Raw genomic sequence first — 18,676 nt, 5'->3', positions numbered from 1 at the left:
AACGCAGGAGGGTCAGATGAACGCCTTACGACTCCGAGTCACCGCGCTGACCGCGACGCTCGGCCTCGCAACAGCAGCATGGGTCGTCACGCTGTGGCAGGCGAACGGCATGGACATGGGTGTCGCGACCTCGCTCGGACCGCTCGCGTTCTTCGTGCCCCTCTGGATCGCGATGATGGCGGCGATGATGTTGCCTGGCGCCGCTCCCGCGGTCGTGCGCAGCGCCGAAGCGAGCGGTCGCGCCCGCTCCGTCCCTGCGTTCATCGCCGCCTACCTCGCCGTCTGGACGCTCGTCGGCCTCGTCGTGTACGCCCTCTACCGGCCCCACACCGCGCTCGTCGCCGGCGTGGTGGCGATCGCGGCCGGCGTGTACGAGCTGACCCCCCTCAAGCGGAGGTTCCGCGAACGCTGCAGGGACAGCATCCGCTCGGGCTTCGTGTTCGGCCTGTGTTGCGTGGGATCGAGCATCGGGCTCATGCTGCTGCTGGTGGCGCTGAGTGTGATGAGCGTCCCGTGGATGTTCCTCATCGCGGCCGTCGTCGTCGTGCAGAAACTCGTCGCGCCACGACCGGTGATCGACATTCCGGTCGCCCTGGCGATCCTCGGCCTCGGAGTGCTCATCGTCGTCGCTCCGTCGTGGGTCCCAGGCCTCGTGCCCGCCATGTGAACGAAAGAAGAAGGACGAAGGAGAAGGCATCATGACCGACCACACGATCGGAACGCGCGAGGAATGGCTCGCCGCGCGCCTGGAACTGCTCGACGCAGAGAAGGAGCTGACGCACCGCGGCGACGAGCTGGCGCGACGCCGGCAGGAGCTGCCCTGGGTGCGCATCGACAAGGAGTACCGCTTCGAGACCGACGAGGGCACCGCATCCCTCGCCGACCTCTTCCGTGGACGCTCGCAGCTGCTCGTATACCACTTCATGTTCGGCCCGGATTACGAGGCCGGCTGCCGGTCGTGCTCGGCGATCGCGGATGGGTTCAACGGCTCCGTCGTGCACCTCGAGAACCACGACGTCTCGTTCTTCGCCGTCTCCCGGGCGCCGCTGCCGCAGCTGCAGGCGTACAAGCAGCGGATGGGGTGGACGTTCCCGTGGGCATCCTCGTTCGGCAGCGACTTCAACTTCGATTTCCACACGTCGCACACCGAGGCGGAGTGGCGCGCCGGCGCGGTGGACTACAACTACCGCACCATCGACCTGCGGCCGCCGGAGGGTGACGGGCGCGTCTGGTTCGAGGAGCTCGGCGCAACGGTCGGGACGGACTGGGAGACCTACCGGCGGGAAGGGCCGGGGATGAGCGCTTTCGTTCTCGACGACGGCGTCGTCTACCACACGTACTCAACCTATGAGCGGGGCGTCGACGCCCTCTGGGGCATGTACCAGTGGCTCGACCGCGCGCCTTTCGGACGCAACGAGCCCGGCTTCTGGTGGCGCCGGAACGACGAATACTCTCAATAGATTCCCTCGTCAAGCCCCGGATTTCGGCTTGGTGAAAATCGCTCAGGTCCGTCACACTGTGAACAGAAAGCAGGTGACGATGGCCACCCACCATGTCGGTGATGACGATCCGGTCGGCCAGGTGTTCGCCAACCGGTATCGCCTGGATTCCGCGATCGGTCGCGGAGGAATGGCGACGGTCTACCGCGCCCACGACGAGGCGCTCGGCCGGCAGGTCGCTGTCAAGCTCTTCCACGCCGGCGTCGGTGACGGCGCCCCCCAGGAGAGCGAATTCGTCGTGCTGGCAAGTCTCGACCACCACGGACTGGTGACGATGATCGACGCAGGCGTGGCGCGCGACTCGAGCGGCCGTGCGCGACGCTTCATCGTGATGCCCCTGGTGAACGGCACCAACCTGCAGACGCGGCTTTTCGAGGCGCCCATCTCGGGGCGGCACATCGGCGAGATCGGGTACGACATGGCGGAAGTGCTCGAATACGTGCACGGCCAGCGTGTCATCCATCGCGACATCAAACCCTCCAACATCCTCCTGGTGGACTACGGCAACGGTGCGACCCGTGCGCGCGCCAAACTCACGGACTTCGGCATCGCCCTGTCCGACGACGTCGAGCGGATGACCGCCGAGGGCATGACCACGGGAACGGCCGCCTACCTCAGCCCGGAACAGGCGAGCGGCGGGGAGGTCACGGGGGCTACGGATATCTATTCGCTCGGGCTGGTGCTGCTCGAGTGTTTCACCCTGCGCAAGGAATTCCCGGGCTCCATGGTGGAGACCGCCGTTGCGCGCCTGGGTCGCGATCCGCGCATCCCCGAGGAGCTGCCGGAGCGGTGGCGCACCCTGCTCCGGGCGATGACCAGCCGCGCTCCCGGCGATCGGCCACAGGGTCGCGAGCTGGTGTCCATCCTGAAGCAGATCGTGATCGCCGAAAGCGGCCGCCACAAGGACACCGAGGTGCTCTTCCCGGCGGACCGCGCCGACGACCAGGCTGCCGTCGAGGCGACGGCGCTCGACACGCTGCCCACCGAAGCCCTCGACCGGGCGACGGCCATGGCCGCCCGGATGTTCGCAGCCCCGATCTCGATCGTGAGCGTCGTCGACCACGATCGCACGTGGTTCACGTCTCATTACGGTGCCGACGTCGCACGCATCGCACGCGAGGTCGACCTGTCGAAGGCGACGGTTCCACAGGACGAGCCGGTAGTCGTCGAAGATGCGCGCCTGGATGCCCGTGCCCAGGGCAGCTCACTCGTCGAGGGGCCGCTCGCGCTCCGCTTCTACGTCGGGGTGCCGCTGAAGCGGCAGGACGGTCAGGTGATCGGCACGCTGTCGGTCCTGGACTTCAAGCCGGGTTCGGCCTCGCAGGCCGACATCGAGAACCTGCAGGACCTCGCGGCGATCATCGTCTCCCAGCTCGAACTGCGCCGTGAGGGCCTGCGCTGGGCGGGGGAGGGCAGCGGGAACATCCCTACACCCGTACCCGCCGCATCCGTGTTCCGTGAGGACGTACAGAGCGCCTGACCGGTTCCATTGCGGTTGCGACCGGGGAACACTAGGGTTTCGCCATCCGCATCGGATGCGCGTGCCGGGTCCGGCGGGTCGGACGGAGGATGTCCCATGACTGCTGCAGAACCCCCGATCATCCCGTTGCCGGCAGTGTCGCCGGGCCCCGGCCCCGGCCTGGGCCCCGACCCTGACATCGAGGAGCCCGAGCCGTCGGCGGTCGAAGCGCGCATCACGTCGCAGCTCGCCTGGTACCAGCGACATGCCGGCTATTCGCGGGTCTGGTATCTCACCGTCAAGGTGATCCAGCTCGTCCTCGCTGCCGGAGTGCCGGTAGCCGTCGCGGTCCACGCGCCGACCTGGCTGACCGCCAGCCTTGGTGCGGCGATCGTCGTGCTCGAGGGAGCGCAGCAGCTGTTCCAGTGGCATGACAACTGGATCCGCTACCGGATCACCGCGACGTCGATCGCCTCCCAGCGCAGCCTGTACACGGCTCGCGCCGGCGACTACGCGACCGGCGACCCTGTCCCGTTGCTCGTCGAACGCATCGAGGCGCTCGCGACCAGTGAGACGACGTCGTGGGCGAAGTCGTCTCAGTCCAGTGAGCCCGGCTCGGGGTCGCCTGCGCATTCGGCCTGATCGCGCACGTCGCCGGATCGTCACGCGGCCGTCTCAGTCGGCCGGATGCTCCTCCGCGGCTTTCATGTGGGCATCCGTCACCACGAACAGGAACAGGAACATCGAGAGCACGACCGCCGTCATGATGGCGAACACGGCTGTCACGCCGAGCAACTGGGCGAGCACCCCTCCGATCGCCGCACCGATCGGCATCGTTCCCCAGGCGACGAGCCGGTAGGCGCTGTTGACACGACCGAGCAGGCGGTCGGGCGTGGCGCGCTGGCGGAACGAGACGACGATCACGTTCCACATGATCACTCCGGCTCCTCCGAAGAAGAATGCGGCGCCGATGACCCAGGCATTGCTGGTCAGCGCGGGAACCCCCACCATGAGGGCGGGCCCGAGCATCGAAACGGCGATCGTGCGCGCCCGGCCCAGCCGGCGTTCGAGCGGCACCGCGACGAACGACCCCGCGACGCTGCCGATCGCGAGGCAGGTCAGGAGGATGCCGTACTGCGGCTCGGTGAGCTTCATGGGCGACGACGGGCCGACGGCGTAGAGCACGAAGACGGCGAACGCAGCGTTTGACGCGAGGTTGAACACGCCCGTCATGATCGCAAGGGCGCGCAGCACGCTGTGCCGCCAGAGGAAACGCAGGCCTTCGGCGATGTCGGCCCGGATGGTGGTGCTCCCGGTCCGTTCGACCTTGAATGATCCGCGCATGAGCAGCAGCGCTCCCACCGCGACGAGCCACAGGCCTGCCGGCGTGGCGAGTGCCGCGACCGCGCCTACCGCAGCGAGCACGCCGCCGAGGGGCGGCCCGATGAACTGGTTGGCGATCGTTTCGGCGACGTAGAGGCGGGCGTTTGCGCGGGGGAGCAGGTCGCGTTTGACGACCTGCGGCAGGATCGACTGGGCCGACGTGTCGTAGATCGTCTCGGCCATTCCCACGGCGAAAGCGCCGATGTAGAGGATCCAGATCGAGCCGAAACCGAACGCGGCCGCGAGGGCGATCACGCCGACGATCGTCGCGCGGGCGATATTCGCCGTGAGCATCATGCGACGGCGGTCGATGCGGTCGGCGAGTGCGCCGGCCGGCAGGGCGAAGAGCAGCCATGGGAGCGTGAACGCGAAAGCCAGTCCGGCGATCAGGGTGGGGCTACGCGTGAATTCGAGGGCGAGCAGGGGCAGAGCGACTTTGAGGATGCCGTCGGCGAGGTTCGAGAGTCCGTCAGACGACCAGAGCCGCCAGAACGGGGTGCCGAGCCTGGCCGTCGCGGTGTCAGTGCGGCCTTCGCTGCCCGGGTTCGCCGCGTTCGCCGTGCTGGTCGCGCTGTCGCCGGTGCCGGGGGAAGGGTTCGAACTGGTCACCTATGGAGAATTGCACATCGATTGAGAAAGTTCAAGGTGATGGAAGAATCTCGATCATTGGTTATCATGAGGACGTGACGGAAACTCAGAACGTTGTGCCGACCGGACTCGATGTCGACCCTCGTGACCGGCGGCGAGAGGCGACCGTCAGCGAAGCGAAGGCGCTCGCCCACCCGTTGCGGGCCCGCATCCTTCGCCTCTGTGCGCAGCACGAACTGACCAACAAAGAGCTCGCCGACCGGCTCGACCAGGACCCGGGCACCGTGCTCTACCACGTGCGCAAACTCGTCGACGCCGGCCTGCTGGTGCCGGCTCCCGTACGCACGGGGCCGAGCGGCGCCCTCGAGAAGCCTTACCGGTCGAGCGGGCAGTCGTGGTGGCTGAACGACCCTCTGGGCGCCAACGGCGTCGACCGCTACCTGCCGCCCATCGAGGCGTTCCAGGAGGAATTTCGCGAGGCGGGCCCCGGAGCCGTCGAAACGTTCGAGCGGTTCGCGCTGCACCTCTCACCTGCACAGCTCGAGGAGCTCGATCTGCGCATCGTGGCCATCCTCGACGAGTATGTGCTCACGGAGCACGAGCGCATGGACCAGCCGATCCATGGCGGCCTCTTCGTGCTGCACCGCATCGCCGAGTAGTCGGCCGCGAGTCCGGGTTCGCCCGTGCACAGGTTCTGAACCCGTGCATACGCTGCAACCTGTGCACGAGTTCACAACGTGGGCACACGGGCGCCCAGCCACCTCGCCGCCGACACCCGTCGAGCACATGAAAAGACACCCCAATACGCGAGATTGAGGTGCTTTTCCCTGTGGTCGACGGAGAGCTGGCGGGGCTAGGCCTCGGCGTGCGCGTGCTGGATGAGCTCGCCGACGGTCGTGACGGTCGCGAAACCGTCACCGAGCGCCGCGAGGAACGCGGCGTGCACCACGTCCCCGGGAATCACGGTGCCGCCGAACTCGAGGTCGGGAGCCGCGCAGGCGTCGGATGCGACGGTCACCGCGAACCCAAGATCCGCGGCTGCGCGCACGGTCGAGTCCACGCACATGCTCGTCATCATGCCCACGATGACGACGTCGTCGACCGCGGCGTCACGCACGCGCTGCTCCAGGTCCGTGCCAAGGAACGAGTTCGGTGACCCCTTCAGAACGACAGGCTCGTCGGCGAGGGGAGCGACAGCGTCGTTGATCTCGACACCGTGGGTTCCCGGGCGCATGAAGGTCGCATCCGGGGCGTCCCAGACATGCTGCACGTGCACGACCGGTTCGCCGCTCTCCCGGAAGTACGCGAGCAGGGCGCTCGCCCGATCTGCCGCGGCCTCGGTGCCCACGAGCGGGTACGCGCCGCCGGGGAAGTAGTCGTTCTGGATGTCGACGATCACCAGTAGTCGTGCCACGGGTCACTCCTCGTTGCGTGTCGATGTGTCGTGCGGGCGCCGGTGAAAAACGGAAGTGGCCCCTGAATCATTCTGGGGCCACTTCTGTTTCGGGCAGCTGGGTGTTCGCTAGACGACCGGGGGACGCTCGTCGATGTTCTCGGGCGCCTTGGCGTCGAGTTCGTCGGGCAGTTCGAGCGGGCGGCGCTTGAAGTATGCCGCGCCCTTCTTCCAGTAGATGATGATCGGCACGATGCCGAGCGCCAGGGTGCCGATGCCGATCGCGATGACGATCGGGTCGAGGCTCGGGATCGAGAAGCCGAAGATCACGATCATGAAGATCGCACCGATCGCCGGCCACAGGCCGATGAAGATGAAGTTCTTCACCGACGTGAAAATGATCTTGCGATAGGCGACGACGACGGCGATTCCGGCGAGCGCGTAGTAGAACGCGATCTGCAGGCCGATCGAGCTGATGGCGTTCGACAGGATTTCTCCGACGCTTCCGAGGAAGTTGGAGCCGATGAACAGCACGAGCGAGACACCGACGACCACCAGGGTGGCGAAGGCCGGCGTCTTCCACTTCTTGTGCGTACGGCCGAAGGCGGCGGGGATGGTGTTGTCGCGGCCCATCGCGAAGAGCGAACGGGTGACCTGGATCAGGGTGGTCTCCAGCGTTGCGATCGTCGAGAGCACGACGGCGATGACGAGGATGTTGCCGCCGACGCCGGGCCAGATGACCTGGCCGAGCGCGCCCAGCACGTTGCCGCTGTTCTCTTCGATGGTCTTCGCGGGCAGCATCACGAGGGTGGCGATCGTGAAGACCTCGAAGAGGAGGAAGACGATGATGACGCCGATGATGCCGCCGATGCCGGCGTTCTTGTGGCCATCCTTCGTTTCTTCGTTCAGGTTCGAGGCGACATCCCAGCCCCAGTAGTAGAACGCGGCGACGAGGGCTGCCGCGATGAAGGCGCCGGGTCCGGTGAAGTGCGCGAAGCTCAGCCAGTCCCATGAGAATGAGGGGCCGGCGTGGGCGCCGGTCGCGGCGCGGATGATCGCGACGATCGCGAACACGAAGAGGATGCCGACCTCGATGGTCGACATGATCCACTGCGCGCGGGCGGTGATCTGCACACCGACGAGAACACAGACGGCCATGATGAGGAACCAGACGGCCCCGACACCGGTCACGAGCGGCACGTTGTTCTGGTCACCGCCGAACAGGGCGACGGTCATCACGCCGGCGGGCAGGGCGCCTGCGACCATGAAGATCGTTGCCGAGATGACGAGGGCCCAGCCGGACAGGAAGCCGAGGATGGGGTGCAGCGCGCGTCCGACCCACGAGTAGGCGGCGCCGGCGTTGACGTCGGCACGTCCGAGGAAGGCGAAAGCCCACGCGATGCCGAGCATCGGGAGGCCGCACCAGAGCAGTGCTGCGGGGCTTGCGAGTCCTGCTGCGGCGACGAGGGTAGCTGTCGTTGCCGCGATCGAGTAGGCGGGGGCGCTTCCGGCGACCGCCATGACGACCGATCCGGCTGCACTGACGCCGTCAGCCTTCAGGTCGTGGGTGTGTTCGCCCGACGCGCCGTTCTCTGACGGTCGCGCCGTTGCGTCTGTCCGGGTCATTGGTTCTCCTGCTTCGTTGCTGATACCTGCGCTGACGTTAGCAGTGTTGGCGGGTGAGAACAACTCGGATTCGACGGAATCTGTCGCATTCGCCCGATCTTACGGCGTGATCCGTTGAGGTATGTGAAATATCCGAGGGATTCCGTCGTGTCAGGCGGGCGATCCGGTGCTTCGCGCCTGGCCCTCCGCCTTGAGTTTGCGCCAGCCGCCCGCGCGGTTGTTCTCCGCGATCTGGTGGATCATCGCGGCCAGAGCATCCGCGTTCACCGTCTCGCCTCGCTTGATGCCCACCGTGCGGGCCGTCGCATTGTCGTGACCGGCCGTGATGATCCCGTGCGGATCGGGCACGATCGCGCCGTCGTACACGAAGACGTTCACATGGTCCTTCGCGGCAAGCAGCGCACACACGTTGCCGTCGCGCACGAAATAGGGCCGGTTCGTGCGCTTGATCGTCTCCTCGATCGCCGGTTCGGCCGCATGCACGATCTCCCGCACCGCGCGGCAGATCTCCTGTTGCCAGTCGGCCAGGCCGTCGATGTACTCGTCGACCCGCGGGTCGCGCTTCCCCATGTCGCACACTCTACGAGCCGCATCCGCCGCCCGAAAGCTGCGGGCGGGGTTTGAAAGCCACAGCTAACACACAGCTTGGGTGGAACAGCCTGTGACCATAGCTCGTTCTACTTACTGAGGCGCTGCAGCCAGCAGTGACCCGAAGCGAAGGAGAAAGAACAGTGTCACACGAGTACCGCAAGGACCCGGAGGCCATTTCCCGGCTTACCACCGAGCAGTATCGCGTCACCCAGGAAGCCGAGACGGAGCCCGCCTTCCGCAACGAATTCTGGGACAACCACGAGCAGGGCATCTACGTGGACATCGTCTCAGGGGAGCCGTTGTTCGCATCCGTCAACAAGTACGACAGCCGATCGGGCTGGCCGAGCTTCACCGTTCCGATCGACCCGGCCAACGTCATCCTGAAGCAGGACCGCACCTACGGCATGGTGCGCACCGAGGTGCGATCCGCGCACGGCGACAGCCACCTCGGCCACGTCTTCGACGACGGGCCGGCAGACCAGGGCGGTCTGCGCTATTGCATCAATTCAGCTGCACTCCGGTTCATCCCTGTGGCGAACCTGGAGGGCGAGGGCTACGGCGACTACCGCAGCCTGTTCACTACGACAGAGGAGACCGCACGATGACTGGAACCACTGAGAAGGCCATCCTCGCCGGTGGATGTTTCTGGGGTGTACAAGACCTGATCCGCAAGCGTCCGGGAGTCATCTCGACGCGGGTCGGCTACAGCGGCGGCGATGTGCCGAACGCCACCTACCGCAACCACGGAAACCACGCCGAGGCGATCGAGATCATCTTCGACCCGCAGAAGCTCAGCTACCGTGACCTGCTGGAGTTCTTCTTCCAGATCCACGACCCGTCGACGAAGAACCGTCAGGGCAACGACGTCGGTACGAGCTACCGGTCAGCGATCTTCTACACCAGCGAGGAGCAGAAGCGCATCGCCGAGGACACCATCGCCGATGTCGACGCGTCAGGGATCTGGCCCGGCAAGGTCGTGACCGAGGTCACCGCGGCCGGTCCGTTCTGGGAGGCCGAGCCCGAGCACCAGGACTACCTCGAGCGCATGCCGTGGGGGTACACCTGCCACTACGTGCGGCCAGACTGGAAGCTGCCGCGACGCGAGCAGGCCGTCGCGCAGTAGTCGCCGGCTGACCCCGGTGGTCGGCTGACAGGAGAGGGGAGCTTCGGCTCCCCTCTTTCTTTTTTGTGTCTTTCGGGCCACGCTGTCGATTTCGCGTACCCGCTCACGTCGTAGGGATGAACACCACCGCTGCCGACCGGCAGCACGACACGAGGAGTATGACAATGGCGAAATACGTTCTGCTGTACCAGGGCGGTACAGTGCCCCAGACGCCTGAAGAAGGCAAGAAGGTGACCGACGCGTGGATGGCGTGGTTCGGCGCATCCGGTGATGCCATCCTCGACGCCGGGAACGCGTTCGGTGCGGAGACCGCCGAAGGTGCCGACATCCCGGCGAGCCGCGTCAACGGGTATTCGATCGTCCAGGCCGGGTCGACCGGCGAGGTCGAAGGACTGCTCAAAGGCCACCCGCACCTGTCCGCCGGCGGCCGGATCGAGATCCACGAGACCGTCGAGATGTGACCTGCGGGCATTCGCACGCGACCAACGGGCCGGGCACGCGGGGTTACGCGGCCCGGTCCGTTCGCATGCGACCCGCGCCGTCCGGGGCCATCCTGTGCCGATACGCTGCGAATCCTGCTGGACTCCTGTTGGCGCATTCGCTCCCTTGACAGAATGAGGGGCGTGACAGGCGCGACCGGCAGCCCTGGCGACCTCGACATGTTCCAGGCGCAGCGATGGCGCATGTTCGCGATCGCGTACCGGATGCTCGGTACCGCATCCGACGCGGAGAATGTCGTCCGGGATGCCTGGGGTCGCTTCAGCAGGCTCGACCGGTTCGCCGTCGTCGACCCCGGCGCTTACCTCGCGCGTATCGTGACGACCCTCTGTTTGGACGTGCTCGAATCGGCGCGGGCGAAACGCGACGTCTATGACGGGCCGTGGCTGCCGGAACCGGTGCTCACCGCATCCGAGTTCGACGGCCACGGAGCCACCTCCGGGGTTCTCGGTCCACTCGAGATCGCCGCGCAGCGCGAGAGCGTTTCGCTGCAGCTTCTGCTGCTCCTCGAGCGGCTCACTCCCCCCGAGCGAGCCGCATATGTTCTGCGCGAAGCGTTCGAGTACAGCCATGGAGAAGTGGCGGAACTGCTCGGTACGAGCGAGGTCAACGCGCGCGAACTGCACGCCAGGGCCCGCAGGCACGTCGTGACGGTTCACACCGCGCCGCTCGAACCCGACCGCTGGCAGGGACTCGTGGACGAGATGTTCGTCGCCGCCCGCAACGGAGATCTCGAGGGTCTCCAGGCACTGCTGACTGAGGATGTCGTCGTCCGGGTCGACGGCGGCGGTATCGTCAGCGCGGCTCGGCAGCCCGTGGTGGGCGCCGACGCGGTCTCGCGCTATCTCGTGGGTGCCGTGCAGAGGTTCGGTGCAGGCATCGACGCATTCACGGCGCAGGTCAACGGCGAACTGGCGGTCGTCGCGCTCGCCGGTGACGCGATCTCGGCTGTCTGGTTCGTCCATGCCGACCGTGAGCACGTGACCGGACTGGACCTGATGATGAACCCGGACAAACTCGCCTTTGCGCAGGCGCAGCTGTCACGCATCGCCGACCCCGCTGGTCGGTGAGGCACGTGATCGTGGTGCGGCGCGACCCATGACGGCTCATCAGCCGCGGCGAACGAAGGGAGATCAGCTATGGCACTGAAATCGACGATTCTCGTGACCGGCGGGACCGGAACGATCGGCACGCCCCTCGTCGAGCAGTTGCGGAGTGGCGGCGCGAGAGAGGTGCGGGTGCTCAGCCGGCATCCGGGAGCCGGGCGCGTCGTCGGCGACCTCAAAACCGGTTCAGGGGTGGGACCCGCGATTCAGGGAGTCAACACCGTCATACATCTCGCAACGTCGTTCGCCGGAGGGGATTCGAGCATGACCCGGAACCTGCTCTACGCCGCGCACAAAGCCCGGGTCGCCCATATCGTGTACCTCTCGATCGTCGGCATCGACAAGATCGCCCTGGGCTACTACCGGCAGAAGCTCGAGAGCGAACGGATCGTCGCCGAGTCACCGCTGCCGTACACCATCCTGCGGGCGACCCAGGTCCACAATCTCGTCGCGACCCTTTTCGGAGTCCAGCGGTATTCGCCGGTGCTCTTCGCGCCGTCGATCAGGATTCAGTCGATCGCGGTGGAAGAGGTTGCTGCCCGCCTCGTGATGCTTGCTGACGGAGAGCCGGCCGGTCGCGTAGCCGACATCGGCGGGCCCGAGCGGCTGACCGGACAGGCGCTCGCGGATGAATGGAAGCGTCACCGCGGATCCCGGCGTGCGGTGTGGCCGGTGCGATTGCCGGGTGCGACGTTTCGCGCACTCGCGGAGGGGAGCAACCTGGTCGACGGGGATCCGTACGGAGTGACGACCTGGGCGGAATTTCTCGCACGCCGAGCTCGGTGAGCTGACCGGGGGCTTGTTCGCCGAACGCGATGACGGCTGCGCCTGGACCGGGCGCCCCCACCCGCTCGCCTACACCCACGCCCAGCACGGGACCGCGACATCGGACGCACCGACTTGGACAACGGGACAAGTCATTAACACGTGCCCCTAGCCTGTACCGCGGCTTGCCCGCGACTAGCCTGCAGATATGAGTACGCATCAAGGCAAGCTCACCCGGCGACCACCAGTAAGCGTGCGTCGCGCGCTGTGTCGGGAAGTTGGCTTCAGGTGTCCGGTCGAGGGTTGCGGGAGCCCGTACCTTACGTTCCACCATTTCGATCCCCCTTGGCGAACAAAACGTCACCACGCACCCGAGGGAATGATCGCCCTTTGCTCCAATCACGCGGCAAAGGCTGATCAGAATTACTATCCTGACGACTTCCTCCGGCGGCTCAAGCGCGAAGGGGCTGGTCGAGCGAACTGGGTGCGCGGCGAATTCGATTACCTTCGGCGGGAACTGCTGGTCATTGTCGGCTCGAACGCGTATTACAAGGTGGACACCATCCTGCAGGTCGCCAACAAGCGAGCCATCTACTTCAACCGCGATGACAACGGGTATCTGCTCTTGAATTTCCAACTGCCTGGGGCGAATGGGCAACCGCGGGCATGGATGGAAGACAATGTATGGATCGTCCCCCCGGGAGCCGAAAACGTTGATTGCCCGCCGCGCGGCCGGTACCTCGAGGTGCGCTTTCCGAATGGAGATCGGTTCCGCATCGAGTACACGGAAGTTGCAGGCGCTGAGGAATACAGGAAAAAGTATCCGAATCACGACGCTCTCCTTGATCAGCTCGTGTTTCCTCTCACTGTTGCCGAGTTCTGGGAAAGGTCAGCCGGGGCCGGAATCGAGCTGGGACGCGATGCGACGCGAATCGGAACGAACGTTGTTCGGGGCGGCACGATTTCTGGCGCCTCGGTTGGCATCATGGTCGGTTCGGGTGCACTGTCAGAGGAACGTGCGGAAGAAGTTGCGGCCGCTGTGACCGCGTTCAATAGGGGGCGCGCGTAGCGCGCCGCTTTACTTGAATAAGCAACATAACTCGAGAGCACAGCGACCCGGCTGTCAGGGATGGACTTCCTCCCCACGGCTCGGCCCACGCTCACGTCTGGCAGTGCGGACAGAAATAGATCACACGCTGCTCGAGTTCCGTTCGACCGAGCTCCGACCGTTCGATGAGGGTTCCACACCGAAGACACGGTTTGCCCTCCCGGCCGTACACCCATGCGGCCTCGCCACGACGCGTGCTACCGGTCGTCACACGTTGGGCACGGTCGCGGTTGGCGACGATCATACGGTGAGCGAGCGCGACAGTGGCACGAAGGTCGGCATCCTTCGTGGGACGCGTGGGAAGCATCCCTCGCACGAAACACACTTCGTTGGCGTAGGCGTTCCCCAGTCCGGCGAGATTCCTCTGGTCGAGGAGAGACACCGCGATGGGCTGTTCGGGGTGCTCCGCCAGACGACGAACGGCTTCGTCCGCATCCCAGTCCGGTCCGAGAAGGTCCGGACCGAGATACCCGACGACGCTCTCCTCACGCTCGCGCGGTACGACTTCGAGGGTGCCGAGCTGAAAACCGACAGCAACGACGTCGACGGTCGACAGCACGACCCGAGCCTGGAACGCGGGATGCCGCCACCGGGCTCCGACGGGGTACACCTCCCACGATCCCTCCATTTTGAGATGACTGTGGATGCTCACCCCACCGACCCGGATCAGCAGGTGCTTGCCGCGACTGGCAACAGAGTCGACTCGCTCGCCGGCCAGGTCGACAGTGGCGAAGGCGGGCACCCGGAAGTCGCTGTGCGTGAGCACGCGACCTTCGAGCGCGTCCCGCAACCGGCGGGCCGTGCGGTAGACGGTGTCGCCCTCAGGCACAGGTCATCCAGCCGCTCACGGCACAGCCACTCACGACCGCAACCGAAGCCCTCGTGGGGTCGCCAGGAAGCCCGCAGCCGTGAGCCCGTCGCCGAGTGGCGTACCGAGTATGAACGCACCGTTGACGGTCTCGATCGCAAGCTTGTCCACACGCCCCGTACTGATCAGGCGGGCGAGTGCGCGTGCCGCGACTTCCAGTACCCGCGCGTCATCACTGAACGAGAGAAGGCTCTTGCCCCCTCGCTCGACGTAGAGGGTGAGTGCACCATCCACGAGAACGACCAGTGCCCCAGCCTTGCGACCGGGACGATGACCTGTACCGGCATCTTCGGGTGTGGCCGGCCAGGGAAGCGCAGCACCGTACGGGTTTGCCGGATCTGTGGCAGCCAGGGCGACCGCCTCGCGTGGTGGCTCCTGGGTGTGATCCAGGGTGAACGAACGCAGTCGGTCCACCGTCGCACCGGTGGCGAACTGTGCGGCACCGAGGGTCTCGACGAAGTAGCCCCGCCGTGCCCGCCCGGATTCCTCGAAACCACTCAACACTTTGTACGCGAGTGCGAATCCGCCGGGTGCACCCTCGTTCATCGCAGACCCGCGCGTGACGACGCCGTACCGGTCGAGGAGGGTCTCGGCAAGGGCGTGCGCACGCAGGGTCGCATCCTCGTCGGCTGCGGGAAGAACCGACCACCTGCCGCCGGCGATGGGAGGACCGACGCGAGTGACGAGCGCGGACCGACCGACGGATCGTCCGCGGTAGAGCCGCGAGCGAGGCGCAGTCTTCGGTCGCTTGTGCGCACCGGAACTGCCGGTGAGCGTTCGGAGCGGAGCCAGAGTGTCGTTGGTGAGAAGACCGGCCCACACGAGATCCCAGATGGCGGTCACGAGAGTCCCGTCGTCGACAGCCTGCCCGTCTTCGCGGGTGACACGTTCCGCATTGATCGCATCGGAAAGCTGGCGAAAGAAGAAGCCGCCACCCCGACCGAGGGCCTCGAGAATGTCGCGCTGGAGCGCATCCGGTTCGTACTCGACCGGCAACGGGAGAGTGACCGGCGCCGCTTCGGCGAGGTGCAGGCTCACCCAGCCGTCGTTTCCGGGGAGCGAACCGCCACCGGCCCACACGACTTCACCGGTCGCGGTGAGCTCGTCGAGCATGGCAGGGCTGTAGTCGGAAACCCGCGAAGGGAGAACGAGCGATTCCCATGCCGACGCGGGAATACGGGCTCCGGCGAGCTGTTCGATGACGGAGGCGACGGCATCCACACCACGGAGGACGCCACCGACATGCTGCCAGTCGGGCAGGAACCGGGCGAAGGTCTGCGGGTCGACCGGTTCGACTTCGTGCCGAAGCGCGGCCAGCGACAGCCGGCGCAGGCGCCGCAGGATCTCGGCGTCGCACCACTCCGAACCGAACGCATGCGGCCTGAATTCGCCCTCGACGACACGACGATCGTGCGAGAGCCGCCTCAGCGCGTCATTCACGATGGCGATCCCGAGCCCCAGGTGGGTGGCGACATCTGCGGTGGTGAATGGTCCGTGCGTTCGCGCATACCGGCTGACGAGGTCGCCGAGCGGGTCATCCACCGGTTCGACGAATGCGATGGGCACGCCGATCGGGAGTGGAACACCCAGGGCGTCACGCAGCCGGCTCGCATCCTCGATCGCGACGAAGCTTTCTGTGCCGGCGATGGTGACCGTGAGCGCGCGCTTCGCGTCGACCAGTTCCGTGAGCAGTCGGCGAGCGACGACAGGGCCGGCGGGCTCGTCGCCTTCGCCTTCGAGTCGTTCGCCGGCTTCATCGACGGTCAGCGGCCCCAGCATCCGGATGAGGTCCGCCGCGCCTTCGAGACCGCGCGCCCGTCTGTCGGGTGCGAGACGCTGCACTTCGCGTTCGACACGTTCGATGACCGCGGGATCGAGCAGTTCGCGCAGCTCGGCGCGACCGAGCAACTCGGCGAGCAGGCCGGCATCCAGCGAGAGTGCAGCCGCCCGACGTTCGGCGAGCGGGCTGTCTCCCTCGTACATGAATGCGGCGACATAGCCGAAGAGGAGCGAGCGGGCGAACGGAGACGCGGATTCGGTCGTGGTCTCGACGATGCGCACGGTCCGTGCGGCCAGCTGTTTGGCGAGCGCGTCGAGGGCGGGCAGGTCGTAGACATCTTGCAGGCATTCACGCACGGTCTCGAGGATGATCGGGAATGTCGGGTATTTGCGGGCGACGTCGAGCAGCTGTGACGCCTTCTGCCGTTGCTGCCAGAGCGGCGAACGCTTACCGGGGTTGTACTTGGGCAGCAGAAGGGCCCGCGCGGCGCATTCACGGAAGCGCGCGGCGAACAGGGCGGACCCGCCGACTTCGGTGGTCACGAGCTCGTCGAGTTCGGCTGGATCGAAGACGAACAGCTCCGCACCGGGCGGCTGCGATTCGGTGTCGGGGATGCGCACGATGATCCCGTCGTCGGCGGCCATGCATGCGCCTTCGATGCCGAAACGCTCACGGACCCGGGCACCGACGGCCAGCGCCCACGGCGCATGCACCTGCATGCCGTACGGGGAATGCATCACGACGCGCCAGTCGCCGAGTTCGTCGCGGAAGCGCTCGACGACCAGGGTGCGGTCGGTGGGGATGTGCCCGGTCGCCGTGCGCTGCTCCTTGAGGAACGACAGCAGGTTGCCGGTCGCCCACTGGTCGAGCCCGGCTTCTACGCAGCGCAGCTCGGCATCGGTGTCGGATGCCCCGCTCACCTCGCGAACGAACGCACCGACCGCACGTCCCAGCTCCGCGGGCCGCCCCAGCCCGTCGCCCTTCCAGAACGGCAGGCGCCCTGGCTCGCCGAACGCGGGGGTGACCAGCACTCGGTCGTGGGTGATCTCCTGGATGCGCCAGCTCGTGGAGCCGAGCGCGAAGACGTCGCCGACCCGCGACTCGTACACCATCTCCTCATCGAGTTCGCCGACGCGGCTCGCCTTCTCGCCGACCATGTAGACGCCGAACAGTCCGCGGTCGGGAATGGTCCCGCCGCTGGTCACCGCGAGGCGTTGCGCTCCCGGGCGGCCTGTCAGCGACCCGGAGTCCCGGTCCCAGACGACGCGCGGCCGCAGTTCGGCGAATTCGTCGGACGGGTAGCGGCCGGCAAGCAGGTCGAGGGTGGCGTCGTAGGCACTCCGCGGAAGTGTCGCGAACGGAGCGCTCCGCCGAACCGTGTCGAACCAGTCGTCGACGTCGACGGGTTCGAGTGCGACGGCGGCGACGGTCTGCTGGGCGAGGATGTCGAGCGGGTTCGTGGGAACCCGGAGCGACTCGATCAGGCCAGCGGTCATCCGTTCTGCGGCGACAGCCGAATGGATGAGGTCGGCCCGGTGCTTCGGGTACACGATGCCGCGCGACACCTCACCCACCTGGTGCCCCGCACGACCGACGCGCTGGAGCCCACTCGCCACCGAGGGCGGGGATTCGACTTGCACGACGAGGTCGACAGCACCCATGTCGATGCCGAGCTCGAGACTCGAGGTGGCGACGACGCACCGGAGCCGCCCGGACTTCAGGTCGTCTTCGATGATGGCCCGCTGCTCCTTGCTGACCGAACCGTGGTGTGCACGCGCGAGCACGAGGGAGTCCGGGTCGGCACCGGCGAGCGACGAGCCCTTCGTCTGGCCGGATGCCCCGATCATCTCTGCGGGCACCCGCGTCGTGGAGGAGGCGGCGGCTTCCGGCGCACCACCACCGAAGGGGACGAGGTCGGCAGCCCCACCCAGCAGGCGTTCTTCGTAGATCTCGTTGAGGCGCGCGGTCAGTCGCTCGGCGAGCCGCCGCGAATTGGCGAAGACGATGGACGACCGATGCTCGAGCACCCGATCGACGATGGCCTCTTCGACGTGCGGCCAGATCGATCCTGTCTGCGGCGTGCGGGAGTCGCCTTCGTCGTTCCAGGTCGACGTGCCCAGCTCGCTCATGTCTGCGACCGGCACGACGACCCGCAGGTCGAAACGCTTGCCGGATGGGGGCGAGACGACTTCGACGGGCGCTCGGCCCCCGAGGAACCGCGCGACCTCCTCCGCCGGGCGCACCGTGGCCGACAGGCCGATCCTTTGCGCCGGCTTCGCCAGCATCGTGTCGAGCCGCTCGAGGGACACGGCGAGATGCGCCCCGCGTTTGGTGGCGGCGACGGCATGCACCTCGTCGACGATGACCGTCTCGACCGAGGTGAGGGTCTCGCGCGCGGCCGAGGTGAGCATCAGGAAGAGCGACTCGGGGGTGGTGATGAGGATGTCGGGCGGATTGGTCACGAGCGCACGGCGATCCGACGAGGTCGTGTCTCCCGAGCGCACTCCGACGCTGACATGCGGGGGTTCCGCTCCGAGTCGCTTCGCCGTCTGTGTGATGCCGACCAGTGGCGCACGGAGGTTGCGTTCGACGTCGACGCCGAGCGCCTTCAGCGGCGAGATGTAGAGCACGCGCGTACCCGGCGGACGCGCGTGGTCGCGGTCTTCCGCAGCCAGGCGGTCGATCGCCCAGAGGAACGCGGCGAGGGTCTTGCCCGATCCTGTCGGCGCGACGACGAGCGCGTGCGAGCCGCGGGTGATCGCCTCCCAGGCGCCGGACTGCGCGGTCGTCGGCTCGGGAAACGCCCCGCTGAACCACTCGCGCGTGGCAGGGGAGAACCGGTCGAGCACATTGCTCATCCGTCCATCCTTACGCACACGACCGACAGTG

At 66.7% G+C, this 18,676-nt stretch carries 17 protein-coding genes; 11 read left to right on the top strand and 6 right to left on the bottom strand.

Going from position 1 to position 18,676, the window contains the following annotated elements:
* The first annotated feature begins 16 nt into the window (after positions 1-16).
* The 4 genes from ACPPVQ_RS17010 to ACPPVQ_RS16995 all read left to right on the top strand — a co-directional run bounded on the left by ACPPVQ_RS17010 (position 17) and on the right by ACPPVQ_RS16995 (position 3,600).
* Complete coding sequence (locus ACPPVQ_RS17010; protein WP_426516311.1) at positions 17-667, top strand: DUF2182 domain-containing protein; 651 nt, start codon at positions 17-19, stop codon at positions 665-667.
* Between the two features lie 31 nt (positions 668-698).
* A complete protein-coding gene (locus ACPPVQ_RS17005) occupies positions 699-1,460 on the top strand; it encodes a DUF899 domain-containing protein (RefSeq protein WP_426516310.1) in 762 nt (253 codons plus the stop codon).
* 79 nt (positions 1,461-1,539) lie between these two features.
* On the top strand, positions 1,540-2,979 hold the full coding sequence (locus ACPPVQ_RS17000) for a protein kinase domain-containing protein (protein ID WP_426516309.1): 1,440 nt from the start codon (positions 1,540-1,542) through the stop codon (positions 2,977-2,979).
* Positions 2,980-3,075: 96 nt separating this feature from the next.
* Entirely contained in the window at positions 3,076-3,600 is a 525-nt protein-coding gene (locus tag ACPPVQ_RS16995; protein ID WP_426516308.1) for a DUF4231 domain-containing protein, read from the top strand.
* A 33-nt stretch (positions 3,601-3,633) separates the two neighbouring features.
* Here ACPPVQ_RS16995 and ACPPVQ_RS16990 read toward each other — a convergent pair whose 3' ends face one another.
* Entirely contained in the window at positions 3,634-4,950 is a 1,317-nt protein-coding gene (locus ACPPVQ_RS16990; RefSeq protein WP_426516307.1) for an MFS transporter, read from the bottom strand.
* Between the two features lie 74 nt (positions 4,951-5,024).
* On the opposite strand from ACPPVQ_RS16990, the gene ACPPVQ_RS16985 reads away from it, so the two are divergent.
* Positions 5,025-5,588 carry an ArsR/SmtB family transcription factor gene (locus ACPPVQ_RS16985; RefSeq protein ID WP_426516306.1) on the top strand — a complete coding sequence of 188 codons (564 nt, stop codon included), beginning with the start codon at positions 5,025-5,027 and terminating at the stop codon, positions 5,586-5,588.
* 194 nt (positions 5,589-5,782) lie between these two features.
* Here ACPPVQ_RS16985 and ACPPVQ_RS16980 read toward each other — a convergent pair whose 3' ends face one another.
* The 3 genes from ACPPVQ_RS16980 to ACPPVQ_RS16970 all read right to left on the bottom strand — a co-directional run bounded on the left by ACPPVQ_RS16980 (position 5,783) and on the right by ACPPVQ_RS16970 (position 8,518).
* On the bottom strand, positions 5,783-6,343 hold the full coding sequence (locus tag ACPPVQ_RS16980) for a cysteine hydrolase family protein (RefSeq protein WP_426516305.1): 561 nt from the start codon (positions 6,341-6,343) through the stop codon (positions 5,783-5,785).
* 108 nt (positions 6,344-6,451) lie between these two features.
* Positions 6,452-7,948 (bottom strand): APC family permease, encoded by a 1,497-nt coding sequence (locus tag ACPPVQ_RS16975; protein ID WP_426516304.1) that lies wholly within the window; start codon positions 7,946-7,948, stop codon positions 6,452-6,454.
* A 150-nt stretch (positions 7,949-8,098) separates the two neighbouring features.
* Positions 8,099-8,518, bottom strand: coding sequence for a DUF1801 domain-containing protein (locus ACPPVQ_RS16970; protein WP_426516303.1), 420 nt, complete (start codon positions 8,516-8,518; stop codon positions 8,099-8,101).
* A 161-nt stretch (positions 8,519-8,679) separates the two neighbouring features.
* Here ACPPVQ_RS16970 and msrB point away from each other — a divergent pair, with 161 nt between their 5' ends.
* The 6 genes from msrB to ACPPVQ_RS16940 all read left to right on the top strand — a co-directional run bounded on the left by msrB (position 8,680) and on the right by ACPPVQ_RS16940 (position 13,100).
* Positions 8,680-9,144 carry a peptide-methionine (R)-S-oxide reductase MsrB gene (gene msrB, locus ACPPVQ_RS16965; RefSeq protein WP_426516302.1) on the top strand — a complete coding sequence of 155 codons (465 nt, stop codon included), beginning with the start codon at positions 8,680-8,682 and terminating at the stop codon, positions 9,142-9,144.
* The gene (gene msrA / locus ACPPVQ_RS16960; protein ID WP_426516301.1) at positions 9,141-9,662 is read left to right on the top strand and encodes a peptide-methionine (S)-S-oxide reductase MsrA; all 522 of its coding nucleotides are present in this window, start codon (positions 9,141-9,143) and stop codon (positions 9,660-9,662) included. The genes msrB and msrA overlap by 4 nt, the downstream gene beginning before the upstream one ends.
* Before the next feature lie 164 nt (positions 9,663-9,826).
* Positions 9,827-10,123, top strand: a complete 297-nt coding sequence (locus ACPPVQ_RS16955; protein WP_426516300.1) for a hypothetical protein — start codon at positions 9,827-9,829, stop codon at positions 10,121-10,123.
* Positions 10,124-10,285: 162 nt separating this feature from the next.
* A complete protein-coding gene (locus ACPPVQ_RS16950; protein WP_426516299.1) occupies positions 10,286-11,230 on the top strand; it encodes a sigma factor-like helix-turn-helix DNA-binding protein in 945 nt (314 codons plus the stop codon).
* Between the two features lie 69 nt (positions 11,231-11,299).
* A complete protein-coding gene (locus ACPPVQ_RS16945; protein ID WP_426516298.1) occupies positions 11,300-12,052 on the top strand; it encodes an SDR family oxidoreductase in 753 nt (250 codons plus the stop codon).
* A 187-nt stretch (positions 12,053-12,239) separates the two neighbouring features.
* A complete protein-coding gene (locus tag ACPPVQ_RS16940; RefSeq protein ID WP_426516297.1) occupies positions 12,240-13,100 on the top strand; it encodes a hypothetical protein in 861 nt (286 codons plus the stop codon).
* 91 nt (positions 13,101-13,191) lie between these two features.
* Here ACPPVQ_RS16940 and ACPPVQ_RS16935 read toward each other — a convergent pair whose 3' ends face one another.
* Together ACPPVQ_RS16935 and ACPPVQ_RS16930 are read right to left on the bottom strand one after the other, a co-directional pair.
* Positions 13,192-13,968, bottom strand: coding sequence for a DNA-formamidopyrimidine glycosylase family protein (locus tag ACPPVQ_RS16935; protein ID WP_426516296.1), 777 nt, complete (start codon positions 13,966-13,968; stop codon positions 13,192-13,194).
* A gap of 30 nt (positions 13,969-13,998) precedes the next feature.
* Positions 13,999-18,645 (bottom strand): ATP-dependent helicase, encoded by a 4,647-nt coding sequence (locus ACPPVQ_RS16930; protein WP_426516295.1) that lies wholly within the window; start codon positions 18,643-18,645, stop codon positions 13,999-14,001.
* Between the last annotated feature and the right edge of the window lie 31 nt (positions 18,646-18,676).

The organism is Leifsonia sp. McL0618, assembly GCF_049994905.1.
Classification (GTDB): domain Bacteria; phylum Actinomycetota; class Actinomycetes; order Actinomycetales; family Microbacteriaceae; genus Diaminobutyricibacter.
The sequence above is the reverse complement of the archived record's forward strand: the minus strand, read 5'-3'. Positions and strand labels throughout refer to the sequence as shown.

What these genes read in the sequence shown, in the direction of transcription:
- ACPPVQ_RS17000 (WP_426516309.1), top strand. Translation starts at nt 1,540, where the DNA reads ATGGCCACCCACCATGTCGGTGATGACGATCCGGTCGGCCAGGTGTTC.
- ACPPVQ_RS16945 (WP_426516298.1), top strand. Translation starts at nt 11,300, where the DNA reads ATGGCACTGAAATCGACGATTCTCGTGACCGGCGGGACCGGAACGATC.
- ACPPVQ_RS17010 (WP_426516311.1), top strand. Translation starts at nt 17, where the DNA reads ATGAACGCCTTACGACTCCGAGTCACCGCGCTGACCGCGACGCTCGGC.
- ACPPVQ_RS16995 (WP_426516308.1), top strand. Translation starts at nt 3,076, where the DNA reads ATGACTGCTGCAGAACCCCCGATCATCCCGTTGCCGGCAGTGTCGCCG.
- msrA (WP_426516301.1), top strand. Translation starts at nt 9,141, where the DNA reads ATGACTGGAACCACTGAGAAGGCCATCCTCGCCGGTGGATGTTTCTGG.
- ACPPVQ_RS16930 (WP_426516295.1), bottom strand. Translation starts at nt 18,645, where the DNA reads ATGAGCAATGTGCTCGACCGGTTCTCCCCTGCCACGCGCGAGTGGTTC.
- ACPPVQ_RS16970 (WP_426516303.1), bottom strand. Translation starts at nt 8,518, where the DNA reads ATGGGGAAGCGCGACCCGCGGGTCGACGAGTACATCGACGGCCTGGCC.
- ACPPVQ_RS16940 (WP_426516297.1), top strand. Translation starts at nt 12,240, where the DNA reads ATGAGTACGCATCAAGGCAAGCTCACCCGGCGACCACCAGTAAGCGTG.
- ACPPVQ_RS16955 (WP_426516300.1), top strand. Translation starts at nt 9,827, where the DNA reads ATGGCGAAATACGTTCTGCTGTACCAGGGCGGTACAGTGCCCCAGACG.
- ACPPVQ_RS17005 (WP_426516310.1), top strand. Translation starts at nt 699, where the DNA reads ATGACCGACCACACGATCGGAACGCGCGAGGAATGGCTCGCCGCGCGC.
- ACPPVQ_RS16975 (WP_426516304.1), bottom strand. Translation starts at nt 7,948, where the DNA reads ATGACCCGGACAGACGCAACGGCGCGACCGTCAGAGAACGGCGCGTCG.